Source organism: Pseudomonas sp. GM17, assembly GCF_000282175.2.
GTDB lineage: Bacteria > Pseudomonadota > Gammaproteobacteria > Pseudomonadales > Pseudomonadaceae > Aquipseudomonas > Aquipseudomonas chlororaphis.
On record NZ_CP124732.1, the window covers coordinates 3,973,656 to 3,997,837 of the forward strand.

Annotated in this window: 24 protein-coding genes; 9 read left to right on the top strand and 15 right to left on the bottom strand. The window is 65.5% G+C overall.

The window, feature by feature from the left end; genetic code table 11:
* Positions 1 to 77: 77 nt before the first annotated feature.
* The 5 genes from PMI20_RS17870 to PMI20_RS17890 all read right to left on the bottom strand — a co-directional run bounded on the left by PMI20_RS17870 (position 78) and on the right by PMI20_RS17890 (position 6,358).
* Positions 78 to 899 (bottom strand): TIM barrel protein, encoded by an 822-nt coding sequence (locus tag PMI20_RS17870; RefSeq protein ID WP_007930712.1) that lies wholly within the window; start codon positions 897 to 899, stop codon positions 78 to 80.
* Between the two features lie 35 nt (positions 900 to 934).
* On the bottom strand, positions 935 to 2,434 hold the full coding sequence (locus PMI20_RS17875; RefSeq protein WP_007930711.1) for a CoA-acylating methylmalonate-semialdehyde dehydrogenase: 1,500 nt from the start codon (positions 2,432 to 2,434) through the stop codon (positions 935 to 937).
* Positions 2,435 to 2,478: 44 nt separating this feature from the next.
* Positions 2,479 to 3,297, bottom strand: a complete 819-nt coding sequence (iolB, locus tag PMI20_RS17880) for a 5-deoxy-glucuronate isomerase (RefSeq protein WP_007930710.1) — start codon at positions 3,295 to 3,297, stop codon at positions 2,479 to 2,481.
* Positions 3,294 to 4,187, bottom strand: a complete 894-nt coding sequence (iolE, locus tag PMI20_RS17885) for a myo-inosose-2 dehydratase (protein WP_007930709.1) — start codon at positions 4,185 to 4,187, stop codon at positions 3,294 to 3,296. Before iolE ends, iolB begins: the two co-directional genes overlap by 4 nt.
* A 215-nt stretch (positions 4,188 to 4,402) precedes the next feature.
* On the bottom strand, positions 4,403 to 6,358 hold the full coding sequence (locus tag PMI20_RS17890) for a bifunctional 5-dehydro-2-deoxygluconokinase/5-dehydro-2-deoxyphosphogluconate aldolase (RefSeq protein WP_007930729.1): 1,956 nt from the start codon (positions 6,356 to 6,358) through the stop codon (positions 4,403 to 4,405).
* Between PMI20_RS17890 and PMI20_RS17895 the strand changes: the two genes are divergently transcribed.
* Both PMI20_RS17895 and PMI20_RS17900 read left to right on the top strand, forming a co-directional pair.
* The gene (locus PMI20_RS17895; RefSeq protein WP_157173178.1) at positions 6,357 to 6,593 is read left to right on the top strand and encodes a hypothetical protein; all 237 of its coding nucleotides are present in this window, start codon (positions 6,357 to 6,359) and stop codon (positions 6,591 to 6,593) included. The two genes, PMI20_RS17890 and PMI20_RS17895, sit on opposite strands and share 2 nt — an antisense overlap.
* 87 nt (positions 6,594 to 6,680) lie before the next feature.
* Positions 6,681 to 7,601: a MurR/RpiR family transcriptional regulator gene (locus tag PMI20_RS17900; RefSeq protein WP_007930727.1), complete on the top strand. Its 921-nt coding sequence runs from the start codon at positions 6,681 to 6,683 to the stop codon at positions 7,599 to 7,601.
* 3 nt (positions 7,602 to 7,604) lie between these two features.
* On the opposite strand, the gene PMI20_RS17905 is transcribed toward PMI20_RS17900, so the two are convergent.
* Positions 7,605 to 8,471: a patatin-like phospholipase family protein gene (locus PMI20_RS17905; protein ID WP_007930726.1), complete on the bottom strand. Its 867-nt coding sequence runs from the start codon at positions 8,469 to 8,471 to the stop codon at positions 7,605 to 7,607.
* Positions 8,472 to 8,741: 270 nt separating this feature from the next.
* Between PMI20_RS17905 and PMI20_RS17910 the strand changes: the two genes are divergently transcribed.
* A complete protein-coding gene (locus tag PMI20_RS17910) occupies positions 8,742 to 9,209 on the top strand; it encodes an NUDIX hydrolase (protein ID WP_007930725.1) in 468 nt (155 codons plus the stop codon).
* A 385-nt stretch (positions 9,210 to 9,594) separates the two neighbouring features.
* Positions 9,595 to 10,200 carry a glutathione S-transferase gene (locus PMI20_RS17915; protein WP_007930724.1) on the top strand — a complete coding sequence of 202 codons (606 nt, stop codon included), beginning with the start codon at positions 9,595 to 9,597 and terminating at the stop codon, positions 10,198 to 10,200.
* Between the two features lie 163 nt (positions 10,201 to 10,363).
* Here the strand turns inward: PMI20_RS17915 and hcnC are convergent, their stop codons facing one another.
* The 5 genes from hcnC to PMI20_RS17940 all read right to left on the bottom strand — a co-directional run bounded on the left by hcnC (position 10,364) and on the right by PMI20_RS17940 (position 14,510).
* Complete coding sequence (hcnC, locus tag PMI20_RS17920; RefSeq protein ID WP_007930723.1) at positions 10,364 to 11,620, bottom strand: cyanide-forming glycine dehydrogenase subunit HcnC; 1,257 nt, start codon at positions 11,618 to 11,620, stop codon at positions 10,364 to 10,366.
* A complete protein-coding gene (gene hcnB / locus PMI20_RS17925; RefSeq protein WP_007930722.1) occupies positions 11,613 to 13,022 on the bottom strand; it encodes a cyanide-forming glycine dehydrogenase subunit HcnB in 1,410 nt (469 codons plus the stop codon). The genes hcnC and hcnB overlap by 8 nt, the downstream gene beginning before the upstream one ends.
* The gene (hcnA, locus tag PMI20_RS17930) at positions 13,019 to 13,336 is read right to left on the bottom strand and encodes a cyanide-forming glycine dehydrogenase subunit HcnA (RefSeq protein ID WP_007930720.1); all 318 of its coding nucleotides are present in this window, start codon (positions 13,334 to 13,336) and stop codon (positions 13,019 to 13,021) included. Before hcnA ends, hcnB begins: the two co-directional genes overlap by 4 nt.
* Before the next feature lie 205 nt (positions 13,337 to 13,541).
* Positions 13,542 to 14,081 (bottom strand): hypothetical protein, encoded by a 540-nt coding sequence (locus PMI20_RS17935; RefSeq protein ID WP_007930719.1) that lies wholly within the window; start codon positions 14,079 to 14,081, stop codon positions 13,542 to 13,544.
* A 90-nt stretch (positions 14,082 to 14,171) separates the two neighbouring features.
* The gene (locus tag PMI20_RS17940; protein WP_007930718.1) at positions 14,172 to 14,510 is read right to left on the bottom strand and encodes a YdcA family protein; all 339 of its coding nucleotides are present in this window, start codon (positions 14,508 to 14,510) and stop codon (positions 14,172 to 14,174) included.
* Positions 14,511 to 14,693: 183 nt separating this feature from the next.
* On the opposite strand from PMI20_RS17940, the gene PMI20_RS17945 reads away from it, so the two are divergent.
* Positions 14,694 to 15,377, top strand: a complete 684-nt coding sequence (locus PMI20_RS17945) for a response regulator transcription factor (protein WP_007930717.1) — start codon at positions 14,694 to 14,696, stop codon at positions 15,375 to 15,377.
* On the top strand, positions 15,355 to 16,749 hold the full coding sequence (locus tag PMI20_RS17950) for a sensor histidine kinase (protein ID WP_007930716.1): 1,395 nt from the start codon (positions 15,355 to 15,357) through the stop codon (positions 16,747 to 16,749). The genes PMI20_RS17945 and PMI20_RS17950 overlap by 23 nt, the downstream gene beginning before the upstream one ends.
* A 48-nt stretch (positions 16,750 to 16,797) precedes the next feature.
* On the opposite strand, the gene PMI20_RS17955 is transcribed toward PMI20_RS17950, so the two are convergent.
* The 4 genes from PMI20_RS17955 to PMI20_RS17970 form a co-directional block, all read right to left on the bottom strand.
* Positions 16,798 to 17,073: a DUF1652 domain-containing protein gene (locus tag PMI20_RS17955; protein WP_052034499.1), complete on the bottom strand. Its 276-nt coding sequence runs from the start codon at positions 17,071 to 17,073 to the stop codon at positions 16,798 to 16,800.
* Complete coding sequence (locus tag PMI20_RS17960) at positions 17,058 to 17,309, bottom strand: CsbD family protein (RefSeq protein WP_007930714.1); 252 nt, start codon at positions 17,307 to 17,309, stop codon at positions 17,058 to 17,060. Before PMI20_RS17960 ends, PMI20_RS17955 begins: the two co-directional genes overlap by 16 nt.
* Positions 17,310 to 17,458: 149 nt before the next feature.
* On the bottom strand, positions 17,459 to 18,958 hold the full coding sequence (locus PMI20_RS17965; RefSeq protein WP_007930713.1) for a helix-turn-helix transcriptional regulator: 1,500 nt from the start codon (positions 18,956 to 18,958) through the stop codon (positions 17,459 to 17,461).
* Positions 18,959 to 19,520: 562 nt separating this feature from the next.
* Positions 19,521 to 20,843, bottom strand: coding sequence for a sigma-54 interaction domain-containing protein (locus PMI20_RS17970; RefSeq protein WP_007920704.1), 1,323 nt, complete (start codon positions 20,841 to 20,843; stop codon positions 19,521 to 19,523).
* Between the two features lie 240 nt (positions 20,844 to 21,083).
* Between PMI20_RS17970 and PMI20_RS17975 the strand changes: the two genes are divergently transcribed.
* From PMI20_RS17975 to PMI20_RS17985, 3 genes are read left to right on the top strand one after another with little or no spacing between them, the layout of a single operon-like run.
* A complete protein-coding gene (locus tag PMI20_RS17975; RefSeq protein WP_007920711.1) occupies positions 21,084 to 21,968 on the top strand; it encodes an MBL fold metallo-hydrolase in 885 nt (294 codons plus the stop codon).
* A gap of 34 nt (positions 21,969 to 22,002) precedes the next feature.
* Entirely contained in the window at positions 22,003 to 23,280 is a 1,278-nt protein-coding gene (locus PMI20_RS17980) for an NAD(P)/FAD-dependent oxidoreductase (protein WP_007920713.1), read from the top strand.
* Positions 23,277 to 24,101 carry a sulfite exporter TauE/SafE family protein gene (locus PMI20_RS17985; protein WP_007920714.1) on the top strand — a complete coding sequence of 275 codons (825 nt, stop codon included), beginning with the start codon at positions 23,277 to 23,279 and terminating at the stop codon, positions 24,099 to 24,101. Before PMI20_RS17980 ends, PMI20_RS17985 begins: the two co-directional genes overlap by 4 nt.
* Positions 24,102 to 24,182: the final 81 nt, after the last annotated feature.

The following is a 24,182-nucleotide window of genomic DNA, read 5'->3' on the forward strand; positions in this document are numbered from 1 at the left end:
GTCCGCAGGACCTTCGGCGATCTTGAAGAGCGCGCCCGCTACGCGGTCGATCGCAGCCTGCGGCAGCGGCTACAGGATCAAGCTAGGGCGTGCTTGAGGTGGTCGATGCTCGCGCCGATCGCCCGCTGGATATCCGCCAGCCCATGCACGCTGTCGGCGAACGGCTCGAACGACAGGTGACCGCTGTAGCCGCGCTCGAGCAGGGCCTCGATCTGCGCCGCGTTGCCGAGGATATCGCCCTCACCCACCAGCACCCGGTGGCCGTCGCGGATGCTCGCCAGGGGCGCCTCGCGGTCCTCGACCCCGGAGATATGCACCAGCCCGGTCAGCTCGGGGAAGAACTCCTGCTCGCCGGCCAGGTGGTGGTGAAAGGTGTCGTGCACCAGGCGGAACACATCCAGCCCACCGATGGCGCGGATCGCCTCCACCGCCGTGCGCTTGCGCCGCAGGGAGCACTCCTCGAAACCCAGGGGCTCGATAAAACCGAGAATCCCATGCTCGCGCAGGATCGGCGCCAACTCCGTCAAGGCGGTGCGCAAACCGGCGCCGCGCGAGGCTTCGCTGCGCGCATCGGCGCGGTCGTTCAGCGGGCACATCACCAGGCCGCGGGCGCCGCAATCGCGGGCATAGGCGGCAAGCTTCAGGGCCTGGGCGCGACGCTCGTCGTTCCAGACATCGAAGGGGTACAGCGCATTGATCGACAGCACCTGGATGCCGTGGGCCGCGCACAACTGGCGCACCTGCTGCGGCGGCGTGCCATCTTCGATTTCCACGCCCGCAAGGTCATTGCGGATCTCGATGGCATCGGCTTTCAGGGTCACCGCCAGCTCGATGAACGCCGGCAGGCTCAAACGTGGGGCAACCATACGATTCAGGGCGAAACGCAGGGGCTGGCTCATTATTCTTGTTCTCCAGAGCAACGGGTTGAATGGGGTTACTTGGCAGTCGGCATGCTGAACTCGGGGCCCTTGGCGATGCTGTCCGGCCAGCGCTGCATCACGCTCTTGTAGCGGCTGTAGAAGCGCAGGCCTTCCTCACCGTAGGCATGGTGGTCGCCGAACAGCGAACGCTTCCAGCCGCCGAAGGAATGCCAGGCCATGGGTACCGGAATCGGCACGTTGATGCCGACCATGCCGACCTTGATGCTGCGGGCGAAGGCCCGGGCCACGCCGCCGTCGCGGGTGAAGCAGGACACGCCGTTGCCGAACTCATGGGCGTTGATCAGCGCCACCGCGCTGGCGAAATCCGCCACCCGGACGATGCCCAGCACCGGGCCGAAAATTTCCTCCTGATAGATGCTCATCTCTGTGGTCACGCCGTCGAACAGGGTGGCACCGACAAAAAAGCCCTGCTCCGCCCCCGGCACCTTGAAGCCGCGGCCGTCCACCAGCAGTTGCGCGCCCTGGGCCACGCCCTGGTCGATGAAACCTTCGACCTTGGCCTTGTGCTCGGCGGTCACCAGCGGCCCCATGTCGCTGTCGCCCTGCATGCCGTTGCCGATCTTCAGCTGGTCGATGCGCGGCCGCAGTTTCTCGATCAACCGGTCGCCCACCTCGCCCACCGCCACGGCGATGGAGATCGCCATGCAGCGCTCGCCGGCCGAGCCGTAGGCCGCGCCGATCAGCGCATCGGCGGCCTGGTCCAGGTCGGCATCGGGCATCACGATCATATGGTTCTTCGCCCCGCCCAGGGCCTGCACGCGCTTGCCGCGGGACGTCGCCTGGCGGTGGATGTACTCGGCGATCGGCGTCGAGCCGACAAAGGAAATCGCTTCGATGTCCGGGTGCTGCAACAGCCCGTCCACCGCCGCCCTGTCGCCCTGGACCACATTGAACACGCCATCGGGCAGCCCGGCCTCGCTCAGCAGGCGCGCCATCAGCAGGCTGGCGGACGGGTCGCGCTCCGACGGCTTGAGGATGAAGCAGTTACCGCTGACCAGGGCCAGCGGGATCATCCACAGCGGCACCATCACCGGGAAATTGAACGGGGTGACCCCGGCGCACACGCCCAGGGGCTGGCGCAGGTTCCAGTTGTCGATGCCGCCGCCGATGTTGTCGCTGAAGTCGGTTTTCAGCAGGCTCGGCGCGCCACAGGCGAACTCGACGATCTCGATGCCGCGGGTCACTTCGCCATGGGCGTCGGACAGCACCTTGCCGTGCTCGCGGGTGATGATCTCGGCCAGCTCGTTGTGGTGTTGATCCAGCAGTTCCTTGAACTTGAACATCACCCGCGAACGGCGCAGCGCCGACTGCTCGGACCAGGCCGGGAAGGCCTTCATCGCCGAAGCGACGGCCTCGTCCACGGTCTTCTGGCTGGCCAGGGCGACCTGGGCCTGCACGCGGCCGGTGGCCGGGTTGAACACGTTGGCGAAGCGCTCGCCGCTGTCCTGCACCTGACCGTCGATGTAATGGCCGATTACCGGGGCGTCACTCATTGTTCTTGTTCTCCGTTCGAATGTTGGAATTCAGAGGCTGGAAATCACAGATCCAGCAGCCAGCTGTGCCGCGGATCGTTATGGAACTGCCAGACCCGCTTGGGCCCGGCCATGACGTTCAGGTAATAGGACTCGTAGCCATAGGGCACGCTGACCGGGTGGTAACCCTTGGGCACCACCACCAGGTCGCCGTGCTCCACGGCCATGGCCTCGTCGAGGCTGCGGTCGTCGGTGTAGACCCGCTGGAACACAAAGCCCTGGGGCGGGTTGACCTGGTGGTAATAGGTTTCTTCGAGAAAGCTCTGGTGCGGCAGGTCGTCGGTGTCGTGCTTGTGCGGCGGGTAGCTGGAGGAATGCCCGGACGGCGTGCGCACCTCCACCACCAGCAGCGAATGGGCCGGCTCGCTGTCCGGCAGGATGTCGCAGACATAGCGGGTGTTGGCGCCCTTGCCACGCACGCTGCGCTTCATGCTCTCGGGAAGGATCAGCCGGGGGCCGAGGCCGTTGGAGCTTTTTGCAGTAGCGCCAGGCGCGGCGCAGACGGCGATCTGCACATCGCTCAGGGCCGTGACCTGGGCCTGGCTGCCGGGCGGCAGGTAGACGGCGAAGGGCGACTTGTCCTCGAACACCGATTGCCGGTCGCCGAGGTTGTCCCAGCCGAACGCGCCCTGCCCCGGCGCCTCGCCCTGGACGCCGATACGCCCGCTGAGCAGCACCAGGCACAACTCCCGGTCGCCGGCATTGACCGGCAGGCTTTCGCCGAGGCTCAGGCGGTAGGCGGCGAAACCGACGTACTGCAACCGGCCCTCGGCCAACTGGACCATGGTCCGGCCCTTGGCCGCGCTTTTTACCAGCAGGCTCATTGTCCCGTCCTCTCGTTAAGCAGCGCGCGCAAGGTGTCATAACCCTTCTTCGCGTAGACATAACTCGGTGCCACCGCCGGGTCCTGCTCGGCCTCCACCACCAGCCAGCCCTGGTAATCGGCGGCCAGCAGCTCGTCCAGCAGCGCGGCGAAATCGATGTCGCCATCCCCCGGCACGGTGAAGGTGCCGTTGATGATGCAGTCGGGAAAACTCCACAGGTGGTTGCGCGCCAGCTGCACCACCGGCTTGCGCACATCCTTGAAGTGCACGTGGCAGATGCGTCCGATGTGCTTGCGCAGCACTTGCAGTGGTTCGCCGCCGCCCATGTAGCAGTGGCCCGAGTCGAACAGCAGGCCGACTTCGCTGCCGGTCAGGCTCATCAACTGGTCGATGTCCGCCGGCGATTCGACGTAGGCGCCCATATGGTGGTGGTACGCCAGGCGCACGCCCTGGGACAGGGTGAAACGCGCAAGCTCGGTGAGCTTGTCGGCGTATTCCTGCCAGGCCTGCTCGCTGTGAAAACGCGGACGCTCCACCAGGGGAATGCGCTGGCCCTGGATCGAGTCGGCGACCTCGCCGTAGACCAGCACCGTGGCGCCGTTCTGCGCCAGCAACTGCACATGGCTGGCGATGGCGTCGATCTCCTCGGCCACCGAACGTCGGGCCAGGCGGCTGGAATACCAGCCCGAGACCAGCGCCAGGTCATAAGGCCGCAGCACATCGCCGACGCCCTTGGCATCCTTGGGGAACTTGCCGTTGAGCTCGAAACCTTCGTAGCCGATCTCCTTGCCTTCGCTCAGCGCGGTGCTCAACGGCGTTTCGCCGCCAAGGGACGGCAGGTCGTCGTTGCTCCAGGAAATCGGGTTGATGCCAATTCGGATTGCGGGCATGGCTGCACCTTTTATTGTTTTCTAAAGCAGTTCTGAAAAACTCCCGGCCTCGTACCTACTGCTGTAGCCGCTGCCGAGCCTGCGAGGCTGCGATCGGTGGCGCAGCCACCGCAAGCGTTGTACCTGACACTACGCGTTGTCAGGTTTTGCGAGCGCTACGCGCTCGATCGCAGCCTCGCTACGCTCGGCAGCGGCTACAGGGATTTGTGCCAGGTTTACGTTCGGGTTTGCGTTTGGGGTCGGGCCGTGCGCCAGGCGTCGATCAGTTCGACGAAGGTCGCCTGCACCCGGCGGATCAGGGTTTCGTCGTCGATCTCGCTGGCCAGCCAGGCCCGGCTCGGTTCATGGAAAATCGTCCGGCCCACGGCGAAGCCGCGGCAGGTGCGGCTGTTGCCAGCCTGGCGGAAACCTTCGGCCAGGGTCGCCGCCGGGGCGTTGAGGCCCAGCAGCACCACGCCACGGCAATAGGGATCGCGCTCCTCGATCAGCTCGTCGAGCCGCTGCCACTGCTCGGCGCTCTGCGCCTCGATCTTCCACCAGGCCGGGAAAATGCCCAGGTTGTACAGGCGCTTGAGGGCGCGGTAGAGCACGTCCGGGTGAGTCGAGGGGTGGTCCTTGGGCGGAATGATTTCCAGCAGCAGCTCATGGCCGCTGACCTGGGACGCCTGGTACAGGCCCTTGATCTGCGCTTCCTGCTCCAGGCGCAGCAACGGCTCGTCGTCCGGGTGGTATTGCACCAGGCACTTGATGATCTGCTCCTGGGGCCAGGCGATCAGGTTGCTGCCGATCGAACGCCCATGTTCGAAAGCCAGCGGCCGCGAGCCCTGGACTTCCACCGGCCGCGCCACCCACCAGCCTCGGCCGGTGGCGGCGTTCAGCGAATCCTGGCCGAAACGCTGGTCCGCCAGCAGGCCGACATCGGCTTCGATGCCCTGCGCGCGCAAATCAGCCTCGACCCGCTCCACCGCCTGGATAAACAGCTGCTTGAGCTGGCCGATGGCCCTGAGCTCGCGCCCGCCCTTCTGCGCCAGTTCCACCAACTGCCCGCGATGGTCGAAGGCGAAGATGAACAGCTGCTTCCAGGCCTTGCGCGGCACGCTGACCTGATGCAGGCGCTGCAGGGTGCTGTCCTGGTCCGGCCGGGTAATGGGCACCGGGCTGTTGAACAGGTAATCCAGCTCGGCGCGGGTCGGCATCGCCGGCGCGCAGGCATGGCGCGACACCACCAGGCCGCCGCAGGCATTGGCCAGCTGGCAGCAGCGCTCGTCGCTGGCGTCCTCCAGCCAGCCACTGAGGAAACCGGACATAAAGGCATCGCCCGCCCCCAGCACATTGAGCACTTCGACCCGCACCCCGGGATAGATCGCGCCGTCTTCCAGGCGCGCCGGGATCGCCCCGTGGATCACCGTGCAGCCCTGGGGGCCAAGCTTGACCACCAGGGTCGCGGCGGTCAGCGAACGCACGGTGCGCAAGGCGCTGAGTAGATCGTCGCTGCCGCCGGCGATGAGGAATTCTTCTTCGGTGCCGACGATCAGGTCGAAGCGCGGCAGGATCTTCTGCACATGGGCGCTGACGTTCTGGTCGGCGACAAACCGGGTCTCGCCGTCGGCCTTGCCCGCCAGGCCCCAGAGCACCGGGCGGTAGTCGATGTCGAGCACGCGCTTGACGTCGTGCCGCTCGGCGTACTCCAGAGCCTGGAGGCTGGCCTGGTACACGCCGTCGGTGGAGAAATGGGTGCCGGTGATCAGCAAGGCCTTGCTGGAGGCGATAAAGGCTTCGCTGATGTCTTCAGCGCGCAGGGCCATGTCGGCGCAGTTCTCGCGGTAGAACACCAGGGGGAAGGTTTCGCGGTCCTTGAGCCCGAGCAGGACCAGGGCGGTCAGGCGCTGCGGGTCGACCTTGATCGCGCTGACGTCGCAGCCTTCGCGGGCCAGGGACTCCACCAGGAAACGCCCCATGTGATCGTCGCCGACCCGGCTCAGCATCGCCGAGCGCAAGCCCAGGCGCGCGGTGCCGAAGGCGATGTTGGCGGACGAGCCGCCGAGGTATTTGGCGAAGCTTACGACATCTTCCAGCCGGGCCCCGACCTGCTGTGCGTAAAGGTCGACGCCCAGGCGTCCGAGGCAAATCAGATCCAATTGACGCCCACTGGCAAAACGAGTCTGGCCCATGCTGGCTCCTGTTATTTTTATCAGCCTGCGCGTGGCACCGAGGAAGGCGCCGAACGCTCTTGGTGGATGCAGACTAAAACGTTCACCGGCACCAATCAATATTTTTTCTATAAATTTTTTACGTGGAATATTTTTTCCAATAAACTTTTTCAAGGCCGCTCCAGGCAGCCTGCATCGTTTCAGCAAGCGCCCCGTGGCCGCGTGGCTCAAGATTTTCCCCGCGCCGACCCTGTAGACTGCGCACAGCCCACCTATTGTCAGGGAGTGGATCAACCAGCCCGCTCCCATTAAGTACAAGCCAGTAAGCACAGAAGGATTGCCTATGTCCCGCACCGATCAGCCGGCCACGACCGAGAGCCCGCAAGACAGCGACCTCGCCAGCCCCCCGATCAATGCCGAGCGCCTGCTGCAGCTGATCACCCAGGAATACGAAAGCCTGCCGCGCCAGCTCAAGCGCATCGCCAGCTACATGAGCCAGCAGAGCGACCGGATCATGGTCGACCGCATCAGCGACATCGCCGGTGAATGCGAGGTGCACCCCTCGGCCATCGTGCGTTTCTCCCAGCGCTTCGGCTTCAGCGGCTTCAGCGAAATGCAGGCGCTGTTTCGCGAGGCCTACACCCACAAGACCACCCCGGTACAGAACTACCAGCAGCGCATCCGCAGCATGATCGCCAACAAGTCGCAGAAGGCCAGCGGCGGCGACCTGGCGCGCGAGTGCATCAACGCCACCCTGTCGGGCATCGAGCGCCTGGGCCTGGAGCTGGACGACGCGGCCTTCGACAAGGCCGTGGACCTGGTGGTCAACGCCGACAACATCTACGTGGTCGGGGTGCGCCGCTCCTTCGCCGTGGCCGACTACCTGGTGTACAACCTGCAGCACACCAACAAGCGCATCCACCTGGTGTCGGGCCTGGGCGGCAGCTACCGCGAGCAGATGCGCAGCATCCGCCCCAACGACCTGGTGATCGCCATCAGCTTCACCCCGTATGCCAAGGAAACCCAGCACTGCCTGCGGATCGCCCAGCACCACCAGGCCAAGACCCTGATCATCACCGACAGCAACCTGTCGCCCCTGGCCAAGCGCGCCAACACCGTGCTGCTGGTCAACGAAGGCAGCTCCTTCGCCTTCCGCTCCCTGAGCGCCACCTTGTGCCTGTGCCAGGCGCTGTTCATCGCTGTGGCCTACCGCCTGGAACTGAAGGTCGACGAGATTCACGAGCAGGCGGGGTTCGAGGACTGACCCTCACCCCGCCGCGTGCGTATGCGCCCGCAACGCCCCCGGCACGCCGGTACGCAGCAGGCCGCCCTCCTCGACCCAGGTCAGGGTCTGCTGGTGGGCCCGTTGCAGCAGTTGCTCGGTCTGGCTGAAGTCGAACACCGAAATGCCCAGCGGGCACAAGGGCGCGACCACATGGATCGCCGCCTGTGGCGAATACAGCTCAATGTCCCGCACCAACTGGCGCATGCTCATCAGGTTCAGGGTGTGCAAGGCCAGGGCGATCAAGCCGCTCGGCGGTTGTGGGCAGGCGCAACCGAATCCGGTCGGCACCACGATGACCCGGGTCGCGCCCAGCGACACCGCCGCGGCGATCGGGGTGTTGCTGGCGACACCACCGTCGACCAGCAGCTTGTCGCCGATCTGCACCCACGGAAACACCAGCGGAATCGCGGCACTGGCCAGCAGGGCCTGCTCGACGCTGCCGCTGGACAACAGCTCCTCGGCGCCCGTGAGCAGGTTGGTGGTGACGATATGCAGGGGCAATTCGGTGTCTTCGATGCGGGTCACCGGCAGCACCCGGCGCACCAGGCTCGCCAGCGCCGACGAAGGCAACAGGCAGCCGCGGCGCTTGAGCAGGGACGACAGCGCGTCAATCAAGGAAAACGGAAACACATCGGCCTTGCGCAAGCCACGCCAGAAATCGGCCAGTTCGGCGACCCCGCGGGCATTGGGCCTGGCGGCAAAGTAGGCGCCGTTGAGGGCACCGACCGACGCGCCGACCACCAGGTCGAACACCACATGCTTTTCGAGCAGCGCCCGCAGCATCCCCACCTGGACAGCCCCGAGGCTGCCGCCACCGGCAAGGACAAGGGCAGTTCGGGTGGGATGCATAGCGCTTCTCCTGCCGATGTTCAGCCATTGCTCCCTAAACAATAGCGCTGCCGCACCCCGCTACGAAGCCGTCTGGCGGCTCCCTCGCCCTGGCCTGCTGTTCATCCGAAAGACCGGCACCGGCTACATCGCTCACCTACGCTGGGTAACGGATGCTCCACAGCACAATCGTGCTTGCGCCGTTCAATCAAGTGCTGGTCATGGGCATCAGGACAAGTCCCTCGCAGTGCCAGGGAAGTTTGAGGTTCAAACTCACGCAAGGAGCGCATCATGACCGACAAAGCATACGCAATTCTTCTGTATTCCGAAGACGAGGATAATGGCTACCTCTACTTCCCCATTAAACGCGCCAATCTCGTGTATGGCGGCATGCCGCAGTTTTTCGGCGGCACCAAGAATGCGGGAGAAACGGATCACGACACTATCGCCCGGGAGATGAAAGAGGAAAGCGACGGTAAAATCACCTTGGGCGCCGGTGGCCTGACGTCGATATACAAGTCCAGGGTCGGCAACAACAACTACAGCTTTTATGTAGCCGAGAACTACCAGGGAAAGAACTTCCTGGGCAGCCTGACCAACAGCGAGATGAGCAGTATCCAGCAGTTCTTCGTTCAAATCGGGCAGGAAGACGATGTCGAGGACCTGCTGAAATCACTCAAGATCGTTCCGACTGCGGAGTTTATCGAGTCGGAAACCTATGAGGCGTTCAATCGGGCAATCGCCTGGAGTGAACAATAAACAAGCGGTTTGAAATGCACGGCAGTTTATTGAGCCGGCCAAACCGAAACAGTCGAACTGGCTCAATACTGTTTCGGACACTTAAACCCGCAGCGCAATATCAGGCTGCGGGTTTTCAACCATTATCAACGGTATATAGATAGAAGTACTTGGCGGGCCTTGTACAACATCCGACGCTTATAACCAGCCTCATGTTTTCAGATCGCTCGCGAACGTTGCGCCGACCGCCATCCGAAAACTTTCACCCTCGTCTTATTGCACCTGGAATAGCCGTCATCGATGATTGACAGCAATCACCAGCCCCCGATAGCCAACCCCGGACATTTGCCGCTAAATTAGCCGCGGCCCTCCCCCTGTCTCGTTGTTCCGCACAAGGAAATGCTCAATGAAACTCATCGGTATGCTCGATTCCCCCTATGTTCGCCGTGTCGCCCTCACCCTCAAGCGCCTGGAGATCCCGTTCGAGCATGAGGCGTTGTCGGTGTTTCGCACTTTCGAGCAGTTCCAGCGCATCAACCCGGTGGTCAAGGCGCCGACCCTGATCTGCGACGACGGCACGGTGCTGATGGATTCGTGCCTGATCATCGACTACCTGGAAGCCCTGGCCGGCCGTAGCCTGTTGCCGGCGGCGCCCCAGGCGCGGGCCCATGACCTGCGGCTGATCGGCCTGGCGCTGGCGGCGTGCGAGAAGTCGGTGCAGATCTACTACGAGTACCAACTGCGCCCCGCCGAGAAGCGGCACGAGCCGTGGCTGGAGCGGGTTCGCGGGCAGTTGGCGGCGGCTTATGGCGAGCTGGAAAAAGAACTGGAGAAACGCCCGCTGGCCACCGATGGCGATATCGATCAGGCCGGTATCAGCCTGGCCGTGGCCTGGAGCTTTACCCAACTGCTGGTGGCCGAGCACCTGGATGCCGCACGGTTTCCAAGGGTCAAGGCGTTTGCGGAATACGCCGAGGGGTTGGCGTTGTTTGTCAGTACGCCGATGGTTTGAGGCCACCAGGCGGCGCGGTGTTACCGCAGCACCGCGTCAGCGTTCAGGTTCATCGCGAGCAAGCTCGCTCCTACAGAGGACTGCGTCGTTCTCGACTTCATGTACAACGCAACTTTTGTAGGAGCGAGCTTGCTCGCGAAAAACTTCAGGGAGACGCGATGCCTCAGGCCAGCGCCACCTGCAACGGCGCCACCGCCTGCAAGCCGAAACGCTCGGCAAGGAACGGCGTGATGTCCAGCGGCAACGCCTCCTCATTCACCAACCGATCCAGCAACACGCCGGTGATCGCCGAGGTCAGGATGCCGGTGCGGAAGTGCCCACAGGCATTGAGGTAACCCTCTACCCCGCACATCGGCCCGAGGATCGGCAGTTCATCCGGCGAGCCCGGGCGCAGGCCGGCCCAGCAGCGCTTGAGGTTGACCTGTTCGAGCTGCGGCACGCAGCGCACCGCGCCCTGCACCAGACCCTGGATTTCCCGGTAGGTGGTGCTGATGTCGAAGCCCTTGTCCTCGGTGGTGCTGCCGATCAGGATCTCGCCGTTGTCCTTCTGCGCCATGTAGCAGTCGCTGGTGGTCAGGCAACCGTTGAGCAGTTGCGGCATGCGCTCGGTGAGCAGGATCTGGCCCTTGACCGGTTTCACCGGAATGCTCGCGCCGGTGGCTTGCAGGCTCAGCTCGGCGGCCCAGGCGCCGGCGGCGTTGATCAGGGTGTCGCAATGGAACAGCCCCGCCTCCGCCGTCTGCACGCCGCTGATCCGGCTGCCCTGGTGCAGCACCCCGGTGACGTTGGTGTTGAAGTACATGTCCACGCCGTTCTGCCGCGCGCCTTCGGTGTAGGCGTCGGCCAGGCGGAACGGGTTGACCTGGTGGTCGCAGAGAAATTCCAGGGCACCCTGGGCGTGATGGCTGACGTTCGGCTCCGCCTGGCGCAGCGCCGCCTGGTCGAGCCAGCGCACCTGATGGGACAGGTGCGGGATGCAGGCCACGATGTGCTCGGCGTAGAGCCGGTCCTCGTCGTCGTAGATCACGAACTTCAGCCCGGTGCGCTCGAACTTGAAGTCCATGCCGTGGCGCTCGCGCAGCTCTTCATGCAACTGCGGGTACAAGCCGTTGGATTGCAGGGCGAAGTCGAAGAACGACTGCGGCAGGATATGCGGCGTGCTGGAGTCCACCAGCACCGCCGAACCCTGGGCCTGGCGCTTGTTGCGCGCCGACATCATGCGAAAGAAGATCACCCCGCAGCCCAGCCCCACCGACTCGCCGATGGCCCACAGGCCGCCGGCCGAGGCGCGGGTGGCATTGCCCGGACGCTTGGCGTCGATCAACGCCACCCGCAGGTTCTTGCGCTTGGACAACTGGTACGCGCAGGAAGCGCCGATCACACCGCCGCCGGCGATGACCACGTCGTAGAACTTACTCATGATTCACAGCATCCTTGCTCGGTTGAGGGAAGGCGGAAAAAGGAATCGGGTCCAGGGGGAAACGCGGGCGCAGCCAGCCCACGTCCTGGCGCCCGGTGGCCTGGCGCAGGCGGTCGCTGCAATAGCCCACGCACATACGGCCCTGGCAGTCGCCCATGCTCACCCGGGTGCGCATCTTCAGGCTGGCCATGTCCTGCACGCCCTGCTCCAGGGCGCGGTCGATATCGCCACGGGTGGCGTGTTCGCAACGGCAGATCAGGGTGTCGGCGGCCGGCAGTTCGATCTGCCCGGTGCCGCGTTCGGTGTAGCGGTCCACCGCGGCGCGGAAACGGGTGATGGAGGCCAGTTTGTTCTGGTACTTCTGGCGCCGCGCCAGGGCCTCCTCGTTGCTCAGCACATCGCGCTGCATCAGGATCGACAGCGCGGCGATGCGTCCGGTGAGCATCGCTGCCTCGCCGCCGCGAATCCCGCCCATGTCGCCGGCCAGGTGAATGTGCGGCTCGCTGCTTTGCTGCCAGACGTTGGCCGTGGCCCGCAGGTAGCCGTCATGGCTGAAGCCGTGGTTGAGGCCCATCTGCTGGCTGAGCTGGGTGCGCGGGATAAAGCCGTAGCCTACCGCCAGGGTCTGCGCGGCGACCGGTTGCAGGCGGCTCAGGTCCGGCTCCCAGCGCGCCGAGTATGGCGCCACGCTGACGCTTTCCAGGCCGTCCGCGCCCAGGGCCTCGACCACGCCCCAGCCGTAATGCACAGGAATGCGGTGCAACTTGAGGTAGGCCAGCATGCTCAGGCCGTCGAGGAACAGCTGCGGCTTGTTCAGCAGCGCCAGGCTTTCCTTGGCGATCCGGCCAAAGGTGCAGGCCTCGTAGACCGCCGCCACGTCCGCGCCGCTGGCGTGCAGCTGGCAGGCCACCAGCGGCAGCAACGGCCCGCTGCCGGCGATCACCACCGGCCCGCGCGGCTTGACCACGCCGCTCTTGATCTGCAACTGCAAGCCGCCCAGCAGCATCACCCCGGGCAAGGTCCAGCCGGGAAACGGCACGCTGCGTTCATGGCAACCGGCGGCCAGCAGCAACTGCGGATAGGCCACTTCCTGCAACTGCTCGTCGGCATCCAGCAGGACCAGGCTGCCCTTGCCTTCGGCCCCCACCACCCGGTGGTTGAGGCGCACATCGATCATCTGTTCGCAGTCGGAAAAGGCCCCGTGCAGTTTCGCCAGGGCCTCGCAATAACGCGGCCCCAGATAGTCCAGCTGCACGCCGTCGCGCAGCGGTCCGCGATAGACCACGCCGCCCAGGCGCGAGGCCTCGTCGATCAGGATACTGCGCACCCCGTGCTCGGCCAGTTCGATGGCCGCGGCCATGCCCGCGGGGCCGCCGCCGACGATCAGTGGGTTGAGGCTCATAGCACCTCCTGCGCAGCAATGATGCGGTTGACTTCGGTCTGCACCTGCATGCCCGGCCGCACCTGGGTCTGGCAGGCCCGGCGCTTGTGCCGGCCGTCGATCTGCACCAGGCAGCAATGGCACACGCCCATGCCGCAATAGGCGCCGGCCAGCTGGCCGTGGTCGTTGCGCGCCACCTGACGCAGTCCGAGGGACTGGATGACGCTGAGTACGGTTTCACCAATCGCCGCCGTCACCGGCTGGCCATTGAGGCTGATGGTCATATCCGCCTGTTGCAGCGGCTGGATATCGAAGGTTCGTTCGGTATGGCGCATCAGGAAATTCGTCCTTGAGTGAAGAGGAATGCCAGCGTCCTGCTGTGCATCGCCGTGAACCTGGTCATCGACCCTGATCACGGTTGCGCGACGCCAGCTCCTCGGGGCTGAACACCGGGCCAATCTAGTAGGTTTGTCGAACAACAACATTGATCTGGGCCAAGCAAAGCGCAAGGCTCTGGAATGCGCCTTGCGCCGCCCTGCCCTAACTGGAAAACACGTAGCGGCCCTTGACCTTGCGCGGCCCGATGAAAGCGAAATCCGGAAAGATCAGGCTACGCACGTACATCGCAAAAAACACCACCCCCAAGGTCATGGCCGCGCCGATCAGGGTCCCCAACGGGTCCTCGGCATAACCTTCGAACAACCGCGGGAATTGTGACAGGGTCAGAAGGGCATAGAAGGTGTAGGCGTTCGCCGAAGGTTTATGGAAGCCCCAGGCAAACAGCAGCGGCACCAGGCCCCCCAAGAGCGCGAATACCCAGGCAGCCTTGGGGCCGATGACCGAGCCGAGGAAGAACCCGGCCACCGCACCGACCACCGCCTGCAGCAACATCACCGCCAGCAGGAGCTGGATCTTGCGCCGGTGCCGGGCATAGAGCGCGGGGTCGGAATAGGCCGCGATCCAGAACGCCAGCAGCCGCTCCTTGATCCCGCTGCCGGCGAACGCGGCAAAGGTTTCGCCCCTGGAGCGCCCGGCCTCGAGGCTGGCGATGACTTGGCGCTTGGCTTGCTGTTTGTCCATCCGTGTTGTCCCCGATAGTGGCCCCCGGTGGCGCCGTGCCGGCAACGCTAGTAGAGGCACCCGGGGCTGTCCAATCGGTGTCTGCGCGGGTTATTTGCGCTTGTAGCTTTTGCTGCCGCTCGGGGTCAGGCAATAGACCCCGCCCCGTGGCCCAGTGCAGAAACTGCCACTGCCACAGGAGCAGCCGTCGCTGCTGCGCAACAGGCTTTGTGGACGCGCGGCCTGGCCCGGGTCGCCGTAGCGCGCGGCGCAGTTTTGCTTGGAGCCGCTGATGGAGCCGTCGTTGCACAAAAACAGCTCGCCGTCGCAACCGGCGATCCCGCCCTTCTTGCCGGAGCAGGGTTGATTGGCGGCGAACGCCGGGGCCGCCGCCAGCAGTAACAGGCAGACGCCCAGGGTTTTCCAGTCGAGGTCATGAGGTCGGTGCATTGCGTAGCGTCCCTGCCAGCCAATAATAGCTGGATGATATCAACGATCGGCCGACCCGGCCCGCCTGCTACCCTGCGTTGGCCAGGGCACTGGCGCGAAGATGAAAGATTTTTTAGAAAGCCCGCGGCCATTTCTTGGCAAAATGCCGGCCTGTGTCATGAAATCCCAATCAGGTAAGCCCCTATGACCCGCATTCTGACCATCGAAGACGATGCCGTAACAGCCCGCGAAATCGTGGCCGAACTGAGCAGCCACGGGCTGGACGTGGATTGGGTCGACAACGGTCGCGAAGGCCTGGTGCGCGCCGTCAGCGGCGACTACGACCTGATCACCCTCGACCGCATGCTGCCGGAGCTGGACGGCCTGGCCATCGTCACCACCCTGCGCACCATCGGCGTGTCGACGCCGATCCTGATGATCAGCGCCCTGTCCGACGTCGACGAACGCGTGCGCGGCCTGCGCGCCGGCGGCGACGACTACCTGACCAAACCCTTCGCCTCCGACGAAATGGCGGCCCGGGTCGAGGTGCTGCTGCGGCGCAAGAGCACGGTGCAGGAGTTCGAGACCAGCCTGCGGGTCGCCGACCTGGAGCTGAACCTGATCAGCCGCGAAGCGACCCGCGCCGACCAGTTGCTGAGCCTGTTGCCCACCGAATACAAGCTCCTGGAATTCCTCATGCGCAACACCGGCCAGATCCTCTCGCGGATGATGATTTTCGAGGAGGTCTGGGGCTATCACTTCGACCCGGGCACCAACCTGATCGACGTGCATATCGGCCGCCTGCGCAAGAAGATCGATCCGCCCGGCATGACCCCGCTGATCCGCACCGTGCGAGGCTCGGGTTATGTCATTGCTGAACCCCTCTAAGGGCTGGCGCTCCTCCAGCAGCCGCCTGCTGGCGCTCTACAGTTCGCTGTTCGTGGCCTGGAGCTGCATCCTCATGGGCGTCATGTACTACGAGGTGTCCGGCTATCTGGAAAGCCTGGCCAAGCACTCGCTGATGCAGCGCCAGCACCTGTTCGCGCGCTTCCAGGGCGAGCAGCTGGAAGAGGCCCTGACCACCAGCATGACCTTCGACATGCGCGCCATCGACGCCTACGGCCTGTTCGACGAGCGGCGGCGCTACCTCAGCGGGCCGATCCGCGAGATCCCCGACGACCTGCCGCTGGACGGGCAGATCCACGAGCTCAAGAGCTGCATCGACTCCGACGACCCCAACCTGCCCCGCGCCAGTTGCGATGCGGTGGCCACCTACACCCGCGATGGCCGCTGGCTGATCCTGGTGCGCGACAACGGCTCGCTGTTCGCGGTGACGCGGATCATCCTCCACGCGCTGCTGTGGGGCGTGTCGCTGACCATCATTCCCGGGGCCGCCGGCTGGCACCTGCTCCGGCGCCGACCGCTGCGGCGCATTCGCGCCCTGCAGGCCAGCGCCGAGGCGATAGTCGCCGGCGACATGACCCACCGCCTGCCGCTGTCCAACCGCCGCGACGAGCTGGACATGCTGGCGGCCATCGTCAACGCCATGCTCGACCGCATCGAGCGGCTGATGAACGAGGTCAAGGGCGTGTGCGACAACATCGCCCACGACCTGCGCACCCCGCTGACCCGCCTGCGCGCCCAGCTGTACCGCATGCAGCAACAGGCGGTCGAGGGCACGCCGGAAGCCTTGCAGCTGGACCAGGTGCTGGCCGAGGCCGACCGGCTGATGGCGCGTTTTCGCGGCTTGCTGCGGATTTCCGAGATCGAGGATCACCAGCGCCGCTCGGGGTTTGTCGAGCTCGACCCGCTGCCGCTGCTGCGCGAGCTGTATGACTTTTATTTGCCGCTGGCCGAGGAAGGCCAGCTGACCCTGACCCTGGATGTGCCCGCCACGCTGCCGAGCCTGACCGGCGACCGCGCCCTGCTGTTCGAGGCCCTGGCCAATCTGTTGAGCAACTCGATCAAGTTCACCCCGCCGGGTGGCGAGGTGATTCTGCGCGGTGTCGAGGACGGCGGCTGTACGCGCCTGGAAGTCCTCGACTCCGGCCCCGGCATTCCCGAGGCCGAGCGCAAGGCGGTGTTCCAGCGCTTCTACCGGGTCGACGACAGCAACTCCCACGGCGGCTTCGGCCTGGGCCTGTCCATCGTCGCGGCCATCGTCAGCCTGCACGGCTTCAAGCTCGACGTCGGCAGCAGCGACAGTGGCGGCGCGCGCCTGAGCCTCGATTGCCGGCCGAGCCTGATCGCCAAGGGCTGAAGCGCAGCTACCCACGCCACTCCCCTACGAAGAGCATGTCGGCGGGGGTCAGGACAAATGCACCAGGCTGATGGAGTTGCTGCGCAACTCGTACCGCAGCTCCTCGATCATCGCCAGCACGTCCGCCTCAGTCTCAAGCAGCCGCGGGTCGATGCCGGTGACCACCAGGTCGACCCGGCCGCTCTGCGGTTCGTAGATCCGCAGGGTGAAGGTGGAGTCGGAGCCGGTGCTGAAGGCACAGGCCAGGGGCGCGAAGCCCTGTTCGATGTAGCGGCGCAACTGCGCCCGGGAAATCACCCAGGCCTTCCTCAGCGGCGACGCCATAACAGGCCGGCCAGCAGGCCGATCCCGGCGAGGATGGCGACACTGGCCATGGGTTTGTCACGGACAAAGCGGGAGACGCGGTCCAGGGCATCGCCATAGGTTTCCTGCAATTGCCCGGCGGCCTGGCGGGCCGCCCCCTCCAGGCGCATCTGCTGATCGTCCAGCAGCTCGCCTACTGCACCCTGGGCCTTGCCGGCCGCCGTGCCCACCGCACCTTTGATCTGTTCGCTACGCATGTGCATTCCTTCAGCTGATGATGTTCGGTGCACGGCCCGTGTCCGCCACGGCACCGCACCTCACCCAGCCTAAGAAACCCTGTGACGCCGCAGAAGCGCCATTTGTACTGGTGGCACTGGTGCATTTGCACCGGTCAGCGCTGCACCTTTCAGCGCTGAGCCTTGCCGCGACGGTCGCCGCTGAACAGCCCGCGTTCGCGAGCCCAGACGATGGCCTCGGCGCGGCTGTGCACCGCCAGCTTGGAATACACCGTGGCCACGTGATTGCGCACCGTGCTAGGCGCCAGTTGCAGGCGCGCGGCGATCTCCTTGTCGGCCAGGCCCTCGCAGATCAGCCCCAGCACATCGCGCTCGCGGGCGGTCAGGTCGGTAAAGGACGCACTGGGCTGCTCGGCCTGGTTGGCGCTGCGCACATTGGCCAGCTTTTCGATCAGGGTCTGGCTGAACCACGAGGCATCGCGCATCACCTCCTCGATCGCCGACACCAGCTCCAGCTCGGAGCGCTTGCGCTCGGTGATGTCCATCAGCACCAGCAGGTAGCTGGGCTTGCCCTGGATATCCACAGTGTCGGCCGAGACCACGCAGTCGAGCAGTTCGCCGCCCTTCTTCGCCACCCGAAGGTCGACGTTGCGCACATCGGCGCTTTTCTCCAGGGCGCCGAACAGGCTGGCGCAGGCCTGAGGGCTGGCGATAAAACCGACTTCTTCCACGGTCTTGCCCAGCAGCTCCTCGGCGACATAACCGGTGCTGTCGAGAAAGGCCTCGTTGACGTCGACGATCTGCTGGCTGTCGGCGCCGCAGACCAGGGTCGGCACCGGCGTCAGGCGAAACGCCTTGGCAAAGCGCTCCTCGCTCTGGCGCAGGGCGGTCTCGGCCTTGCGCCGCGGCTCCAGGTCCATGAAGGAAAACAGCATGCAGTCTTCTTCGTTGATATCCAGCGGCTGGCCAGCGACTATCACCAGCTTGCTGCCGCCTTCGGGCAGGCGCAGTTCGGCCTGCATCTGCGGGATGGTTGCGCCCTGGTTCAGGCGTTCGATGGCCAGGTCCTTGCGCTCGGCGCCCTCCAGCACATCCACTTCGTACACCGAGCGGCCGATCACCTGGTCGCGGGCATAACCGGTCATTTCCAGGAAGCCCTGGTTGACCTTGATGTAGCGCAGGTCGCTGAGGCGGCAGATCACCGCCGGCGCCGGGTTGGAATTGAAGGTCTTCTCGAAGCGCTGTTCGGCGCTGGCCCACTCGGTGGCGTCGCTGAGGATCAGCACCAGGGATTCCACCTCGCCGGCGCGGTCGGTGAGGATCATGCTGCGCACCCGATGCACCCAGGTGCGTTCTTCCTCGCCCTCGCCGCTGCGCACCTCCACCACCACGTCGCTGAAAGTCTCCCCAGCGGCGACCCGGTTGATCGGGTAGCTGTCCAGCGCCAGCGGGTGGTTGTTGCGATAACGCAGGGCGAAACGCTCGGCGTATTGCTGGTCGTCGGCGCCCAGCTCGGCGATCTCCTCGACCCCGTGCATGGCCAGCGCCGCCTCGTTGGCCCAGACGATGCGCCGGTCCGCCTCGAGCAGGATGACCCCGTCGGACAGTCCGGAAATGATCTGCTGCAACTGCCGGCGATTGGTTTCGGTGGCGAGTAGATCCTGGCTCATGGCGACTCCTCAAAGGCCCGGCGCCACTGGCGTGACGTCGAAAGAAAGGCGGGCAGAAACTACGACCACGGCGCATCGCCATCGTGCCCTGGGCTAATACCCCCTTACCGCCGAAGCGCATCCCTGTAGCCGCTGGCGCAGCCTGCGATAGACCCGCAGGGTCTCCAGCGCCAGCAAGATCGCCACGAGCGTGCCGCTCGATCGCAGCCTTCGGCAGCGGCTACACAAGCATTGAGCAGGGCTGGAATATCGAGGGGATCGCCGCCTCCCTGTAGCCGCTGGCGCAGCCTGCGATAGACCCGAAGGGTCTCTGGCGCCAGCAAGATCGCCGCGAGCGTGCCGCTCGATCGCAGCCTTCGGCAGCGGCTACACAAAGCATGAGCACGGCTCCATTATCGTGCCCGGCATTGCCCTTGTAGCCGCTGGCGCAGCCTGCGATAGACCCGCAGGGTCTCCTACGCCAGCGAGATCGCCGCGAGCGTTCCGCTCGATCGCAACCTGCGGCAGCGGCTACACAGGCATTGCGCGGGGCCGGAATATCGAGGAGGGCGATAGGCGTGGCTCAGGAAATGCCCAGGGCCTTCAGGCGTCGGTACAGGGTGCGTTCGCTCAGGCCCAGGGCCTTGGCCAGTTCGCTGCGCGAGCCTTCGAACACTTCCAGGGCATGGGCCAGTTGTTCCAGGTCCTTGCCCGCGCGGCGCCGGCTCGGCGGCGTTGTGGCGGCGGCGCTGCCCTCGCGCAATTCCTCGGGCAGGTCCTCGACGCGGATCACCCCGTCGTCGCTGAACAAACGCGCCCGTTCGAGAATATTGCGCAGCTCGCGGATATTGCCCGGGTAGGCATACAGGCCCAGACGCTCCAGGGCTTGCGGCGCGACCCGCGGCACCGCGCCCGGCGCCAGGCGTTGCAGCAGGCTGTCGATCAGCAGCGGCAGGTCGTCGCTGCGCTCGCGCAGGGCCGGCAGGCGGATCGGGAAGGCGCTGATGCGGTAGTACAGGTCCTGGCGGAAGGTGCCGGCGGCGACCATTTCCTTGAGCGGCTTGTGGGTCGCCGAGACCAGGCGAAAGTCCGAATGCACGGTGCGCAGGCTGCCCACCGGGCGAAAGCTGCCGGACTCGATCAACCGCAGCAGCTTGACCTGCATCGCCAGCGGCACTTCACCGATCTCGTCGAGAAACAGGGTGCCGCCATGGGCCGCCTCGGCCAGGCCGATCTTGCGTTGCAGGGCGCCGGTGAAGGCGCCCTTCTCGTAACCGAACAGTTCGCTCTCCAGCAGCGACTCGGTCAGGCCGGTGCAATCGACCACCACCAGCGGCCCGCCGGCACGTGGGCTGCCGTCATGCAGCGCGCGAGCGAACAGCTCCTTGCCGGTGCCGGATTCGCCCTGCAACAGCACCGGGATCTGCGACGGCGCCGCCCGCTGCAGGGCACTCAAGGCCGCATTGAAGGCCGGTGAACGCCCCACCAGCCCCTTCTGCTGCGGTTGAACCGAGGCCACCGCCACCGAACTCAGGCGCTCGACGTAAGCCACCACCTGCCCCGTGTCGCCGAGGATCGGCCGCAACTCCACATCCACATGCTCCGGCCCGCGCGGGGTGTGATGGATATGCAGCAGGCGCTCCGGCAGGCGGGTCTCGAAGGCCTTGCGCATCGGGCAATGCTCGCCGGCCTGGTCGCACGGCACCGCGAACTGGTGGGACACCCGATAGCACTTGGCGCCGACATGGGGTTTGCCCTCGACACCGAACTGACGCTGGTAGGCGGTGTTGGCGGCGAGGATGTTGTAGTCGGTGTCTAACAGGATCGTCGGCTGCGCGTCATGCTCCAGATAGGACATCAGGGCTAACATTTCAGGATTGGCGAGGGCATTCGGGGACTGGGGCATGGCAACTCCTGGGCGTTGCGCGGCAGCTTAAACCATGGGCCCGGGTTCTGCCATTTCCTGCCAGAAACTGCCAATCGACTGCCACCTACAATTGACAGTGACAGCCAGAACGCCCACCCCAGGCCTTTGAATTCAATGAATGGGCGATAAAAGCAGCGCGCGCCGGTTGGCACGCTTATTGACAGTCCAAGGGACGACTGCCCGCCTTGGCCGGCGTCACCCTATTGTTCGGAGAACCCCATGATCATCGGCGCATCGCTGTGCGTAGAAGCCTTTTTTGACAGCCAGACGTGGACCATCAGCTACCTGGTGATGGACCTCGACACCCGGCGCTGCGCGCTGATCGACAGCGTGCTGGACTACGACCCCAAGTCCGGCCGCACCCGCACCGAGTCCGCCGACAAACTGATTGCCCGGGTACGGGAACTGGACGCCCAGGTCGACTGGATCCTCGAGACCCACGTGCACGCCGATCACCTGTCCGCCGCGGCCTACCTCAAGGCCCAGCTCGGCGCCCGGGTGGCGATCGGCAACCAGATCACCGTGGTGCAGCAAGTGTTTGGCCGGCTGTTCAACGAAGGCCAGGGCTTTGCCCGCGACGGCAGCCAGTTCGACGTGTTGCTCGAAGACGACAGCCGCTTCGCCATCGGCAACCTCCAGGCCCGCGCCCTGCACACCCCCGGCCATACCCCGGCGTGCATGACCTACCTGGTACAGGTCGCTGAAGAGTCCGTGGCCTTTGTCGGCGACACCCTGTTCATGCCCGACTACGGCACCGCCCGCTGCGACTTCCCCGGCGCCGACGCGCGCACCCTGTACCGCTCCATCGGCAAGATCCTCGCCCTGCCAGCGCAGACCCGGCTGTTCATGTGCCACGACTACCTGCCCAACGGCCGCGAACTGCAATACATGACCACGGTCGCCGAACAGCGCGCCCACAATATCCATATTCATGAAGGGATCGACGAAGACGCCTTTGTGCGCATGCGCGAAGCCCGCGACGCCACCCTGGAAATGCCGGTGCTGATCCTGCCGTCGGTGCAGGTCAACATGCGCAGCGGCCAGTTCCCCGAGCCCGACGACAACGGCGTGAGCTACCTGAAGATCCCGCTGAACGCCCTTTAAATCCTATAACGCCACTCCACCAGGAGACGCTGCCATGCGCCCGATTTCCCCCATCCCACGAGCCGTCAACGGCAGCCACCAGGTGCTGATCGTCGGCGGCGGCGCGGCCGGCATTGCCACCGCGTCCAGCCTGATCAGCCGCGAACCGCACCTGGACGTCGCCATCATCGACCCGGCCGACACCCACTATTACCAGCCCGGCTGGACCCTGGTCGGCGCCGGGGTGTTCCGCGCCGAAGATACCGCCCGCAGCATGGCCTCGCTGATCCCCAAGGGGGTGAAGTGGATTCAGGCCGCGGTGAGCAGCTTCGAGCCGGAGCACAACGCCCTGGTACTCAACGACGGTCGTGTGCTGGGTTATGACCAGTTGGTGGTCTGCCCGGGCCTCAAGCTCGACTGGGACGCCATCGACGGCCTGAGCGAAACCCTGGGCAAGCACGGCGTGACCTCCAACTACCGCTACGACCTGGCGCCCTACACCTGGCAACTGGCGCAGAACCTCAAGCAGGGCCAGGCGCTGTTCAGCCAGCCGCCGATGCCGATCAAATGCGCCGGCGCGCCGCAGAAAGCCATGTACCTGTCCTGCGATCACTGGCTGCGCAACGGCCGGCTGGGGCAGATCAACACGCGTTTCTTGAATGCCGGCGGCGTGCTGTTCGGCGTGCCGGACTATGTGCCGGCGCTGATGGAGTACGTGAAGAAATACGCCATCGCCCTGGATTTCGGCCACAACCTGGTGGCGGTGGACGGCCCCGGTAAGCGGGCGACGTTCGTGCGCAACGGTGCCGACGGCCAGCAGGAGCGCGTCGAGCTGCCCTTCGACATGCTGCACGTGGTGCCGCCGCAGACCGCCCCGGACTTTATCCGCAACAGCCCGCTGGCCGACGCCGCCGGCTGGATCGACGTCGACCCGCACAGCCTGCGGCACAAGCGCTACAGCAACATCCACGGCCTGGGCGACGGGACCAATACCAGCAACGCGAAAACCGCCGCGGCGGCGCGCAAGCAGGCGCCGGTGGTGGCCACCAACGTGCTGGTGAACCTCAAGCGCCTGCCGACCCGGGCGCAGTACGACGGCTACGGCTCCTGCCCGCTGACCGTGGAGCGCGGCAAGATCGTCCTCGCCGAATTCACCTACGGCGGCAAAGTCGCGCCGAGCTTTCCGGCCTGGCTGCTGGACGGTCGCCAGCCGACCCGCCGCGCCTGGTGGCTGAAGGAACGCATCCTGCCGCCGCTGTACTGGCGCGGCATGCTCAAGGGCCATGAGTGGCTGGCGCGGCCGAGCCTGGTGACGGACCTGCCGGAATCATGAGTGAGTACAGCTTGCTGGGCGCCGGCCTCGGCGCACTGATTGGCGCGATCCTGGCATTGACCGGGGCCGGCGGCGGGATTCTCGCGGTGCCGCTGCTGGTGTTCGGCCTCGGCCTGAGCATGGTCGAGGCCGCGCCCATCAGCCTGCTCGCGGTGGGCCTGGCGGCCGCCGTGGGCGCGGTGCTGGGGTTGCGCGAAGGCATCGTTCGTTACCGCGCCGCCGGCTTTGTCGCCGCCATCGGCATCCTCATGGCGCCCGTGGGCCTGTGGCTGGCCCACCGCCTGCCGAACCTGCCGCTGGCCCTGCTGTTTTCCGCGGTGCTGCTGTACGCCTGCGGGCGCATCCTGCTCAAGGCCACCCGCGAACTGCGCCACGGCCAGCCGGCACCCCGCGCGGCCTTCCAGCCCTGCGTGCTCAACCCCTTGCAGGGCCGGCTGCGCTGGACCCTGCCCTGCGCCCGCGCGCTGACCGTCACCGGCCTGCTCTCGGGGCTGCTCTCCGGCTTGCTCGGGGTCGGCGGCGGCTTCGTGATCATCCCGGCGCTGACCCGCTACACCAACCTGGACAGCAAAAGCATCGTCGCCACCTCCCTGGCGGTGATCGCCTTGGTGTCCGCCGGCAGCGTCATCACCGCCAGCCTCAGCGGCGTGATGCACTGGGCGGTGGGCGCGCCCTTCGCCATTGGCGCAGTGCTGGGGTTGATCGCCGGCCGGCAGGTCGCCCGCTACCTGGCCGGGCCGCGGTTGCAGCAGTTGTTTGCCTTGGTGGGGATGCTGGCGGCGGTGATGCTCAGCCTCGGAGCACTCGGCGCCTGGCACTGAACCCGCAATCGCGAGCAAACGCTCTTCTGTAGGAGCGAAGCTTGCTCGCGATAGCGCCCGCCCAGGCAACAAAAACATCCC

Excerpts from the sequence above, each read along its gene's own strand:
- PMI20_RS17935 (WP_007930719.1), bottom strand. The coding sequence starts at position 14,081 with ATGGACAAACAGCAAGCCAAGCGCCAAGTCATCGCCAGCCTCGAGGCC.
- PMI20_RS17960 (WP_007930714.1), bottom strand. The coding sequence starts at position 17,309 with ATGCGTAGCGAACAGATCAAAGGTGCGGTGGGCACGGCGGCCGGCAAG.
- PMI20_RS17900 (WP_007930727.1), top strand. The coding sequence starts at position 6,681 with ATGTCCCGCACCGATCAGCCGGCCACGACCGAGAGCCCGCAAGACAGC.
- hcnC (WP_007930723.1), bottom strand. The coding sequence starts at position 11,620 with ATGAGTAAGTTCTACGACGTGGTCATCGCCGGCGGCGGTGTGATCGGC.
- PMI20_RS17940 (WP_007930718.1), bottom strand. The coding sequence starts at position 14,510 with ATGCACCGACCTCATGACCTCGACTGGAAAACCCTGGGCGTCTGCCTG.
- PMI20_RS17870 (WP_007930712.1), bottom strand. The coding sequence starts at position 899 with ATGAGCCAGCCCCTGCGTTTCGCCCTGAATCGTATGGTTGCCCCACGT.
- PMI20_RS17890 (WP_007930729.1), bottom strand. The coding sequence starts at position 6,358 with ATGGGCCAGACTCGTTTTGCCAGTGGGCGTCAATTGGATCTGATTTGC.
- iolE (WP_007930709.1), bottom strand. The coding sequence starts at position 4,187 with ATGCCCGCAATCCGAATTGGCATCAACCCGATTTCCTGGAGCAACGAC.
- PMI20_RS17875 (WP_007930711.1), bottom strand. The coding sequence starts at position 2,434 with ATGAGTGACGCCCCGGTAATCGGCCATTACATCGACGGTCAGGTGCAG.
- PMI20_RS17915 (WP_007930724.1), top strand. The coding sequence starts at position 9,595 with ATGAAACTCATCGGTATGCTCGATTCCCCCTATGTTCGCCGTGTCGCC.
- iolB (WP_007930710.1), bottom strand. The coding sequence starts at position 3,297 with ATGAGCCTGCTGGTAAAAAGCGCGGCCAAGGGCCGGACCATGGTCCAG.
- hcnA (WP_007930720.1), bottom strand. The coding sequence starts at position 13,336 with ATGCGCCATACCGAACGAACCTTCGATATCCAGCCGCTGCAACAGGCG.
- hcnB (WP_007930722.1), bottom strand. The coding sequence starts at position 13,022 with ATGAGCCTCAACCCACTGATCGTCGGCGGCGGCCCCGCGGGCATGGCC.
- PMI20_RS17895 (WP_157173178.1), top strand. The coding sequence starts at position 6,357 with ATGCTGGCTCCTGTTATTTTTATCAGCCTGCGCGTGGCACCGAGGAAG.
- PMI20_RS17945 (WP_007930717.1), top strand. The coding sequence starts at position 14,694 with ATGACCCGCATTCTGACCATCGAAGACGATGCCGTAACAGCCCGCGAA.
- PMI20_RS17905 (WP_007930726.1), bottom strand. The coding sequence starts at position 8,471 with ATGCATCCCACCCGAACTGCCCTTGTCCTTGCCGGTGGCGGCAGCCTC.
- PMI20_RS17910 (WP_007930725.1), top strand. The coding sequence starts at position 8,742 with ATGACCGACAAAGCATACGCAATTCTTCTGTATTCCGAAGACGAGGAT.
- PMI20_RS17985 (WP_007920714.1), top strand. The coding sequence starts at position 23,277 with ATGAGTGAGTACAGCTTGCTGGGCGCCGGCCTCGGCGCACTGATTGGC.
- PMI20_RS17955 (WP_052034499.1), bottom strand. The coding sequence starts at position 17,073 with ATGGCGTCGCCGCTGAGGAAGGCCTGGGTGATTTCCCGGGCGCAGTTG.
- PMI20_RS17950 (WP_007930716.1), top strand. The coding sequence starts at position 15,355 with ATGTCATTGCTGAACCCCTCTAAGGGCTGGCGCTCCTCCAGCAGCCGC.
- PMI20_RS17975 (WP_007920711.1), top strand. The coding sequence starts at position 21,084 with ATGATCATCGGCGCATCGCTGTGCGTAGAAGCCTTTTTTGACAGCCAG.
- PMI20_RS17965 (WP_007930713.1), bottom strand. The coding sequence starts at position 18,958 with ATGAGCCAGGATCTACTCGCCACCGAAACCAATCGCCGGCAGTTGCAG.
- PMI20_RS17980 (WP_007920713.1), top strand. The coding sequence starts at position 22,003 with ATGCGCCCGATTTCCCCCATCCCACGAGCCGTCAACGGCAGCCACCAG.
- PMI20_RS17970 (WP_007920704.1), bottom strand. The coding sequence starts at position 20,843 with ATGCCCCAGTCCCCGAATGCCCTCGCCAATCCTGAAATGTTAGCCCTG.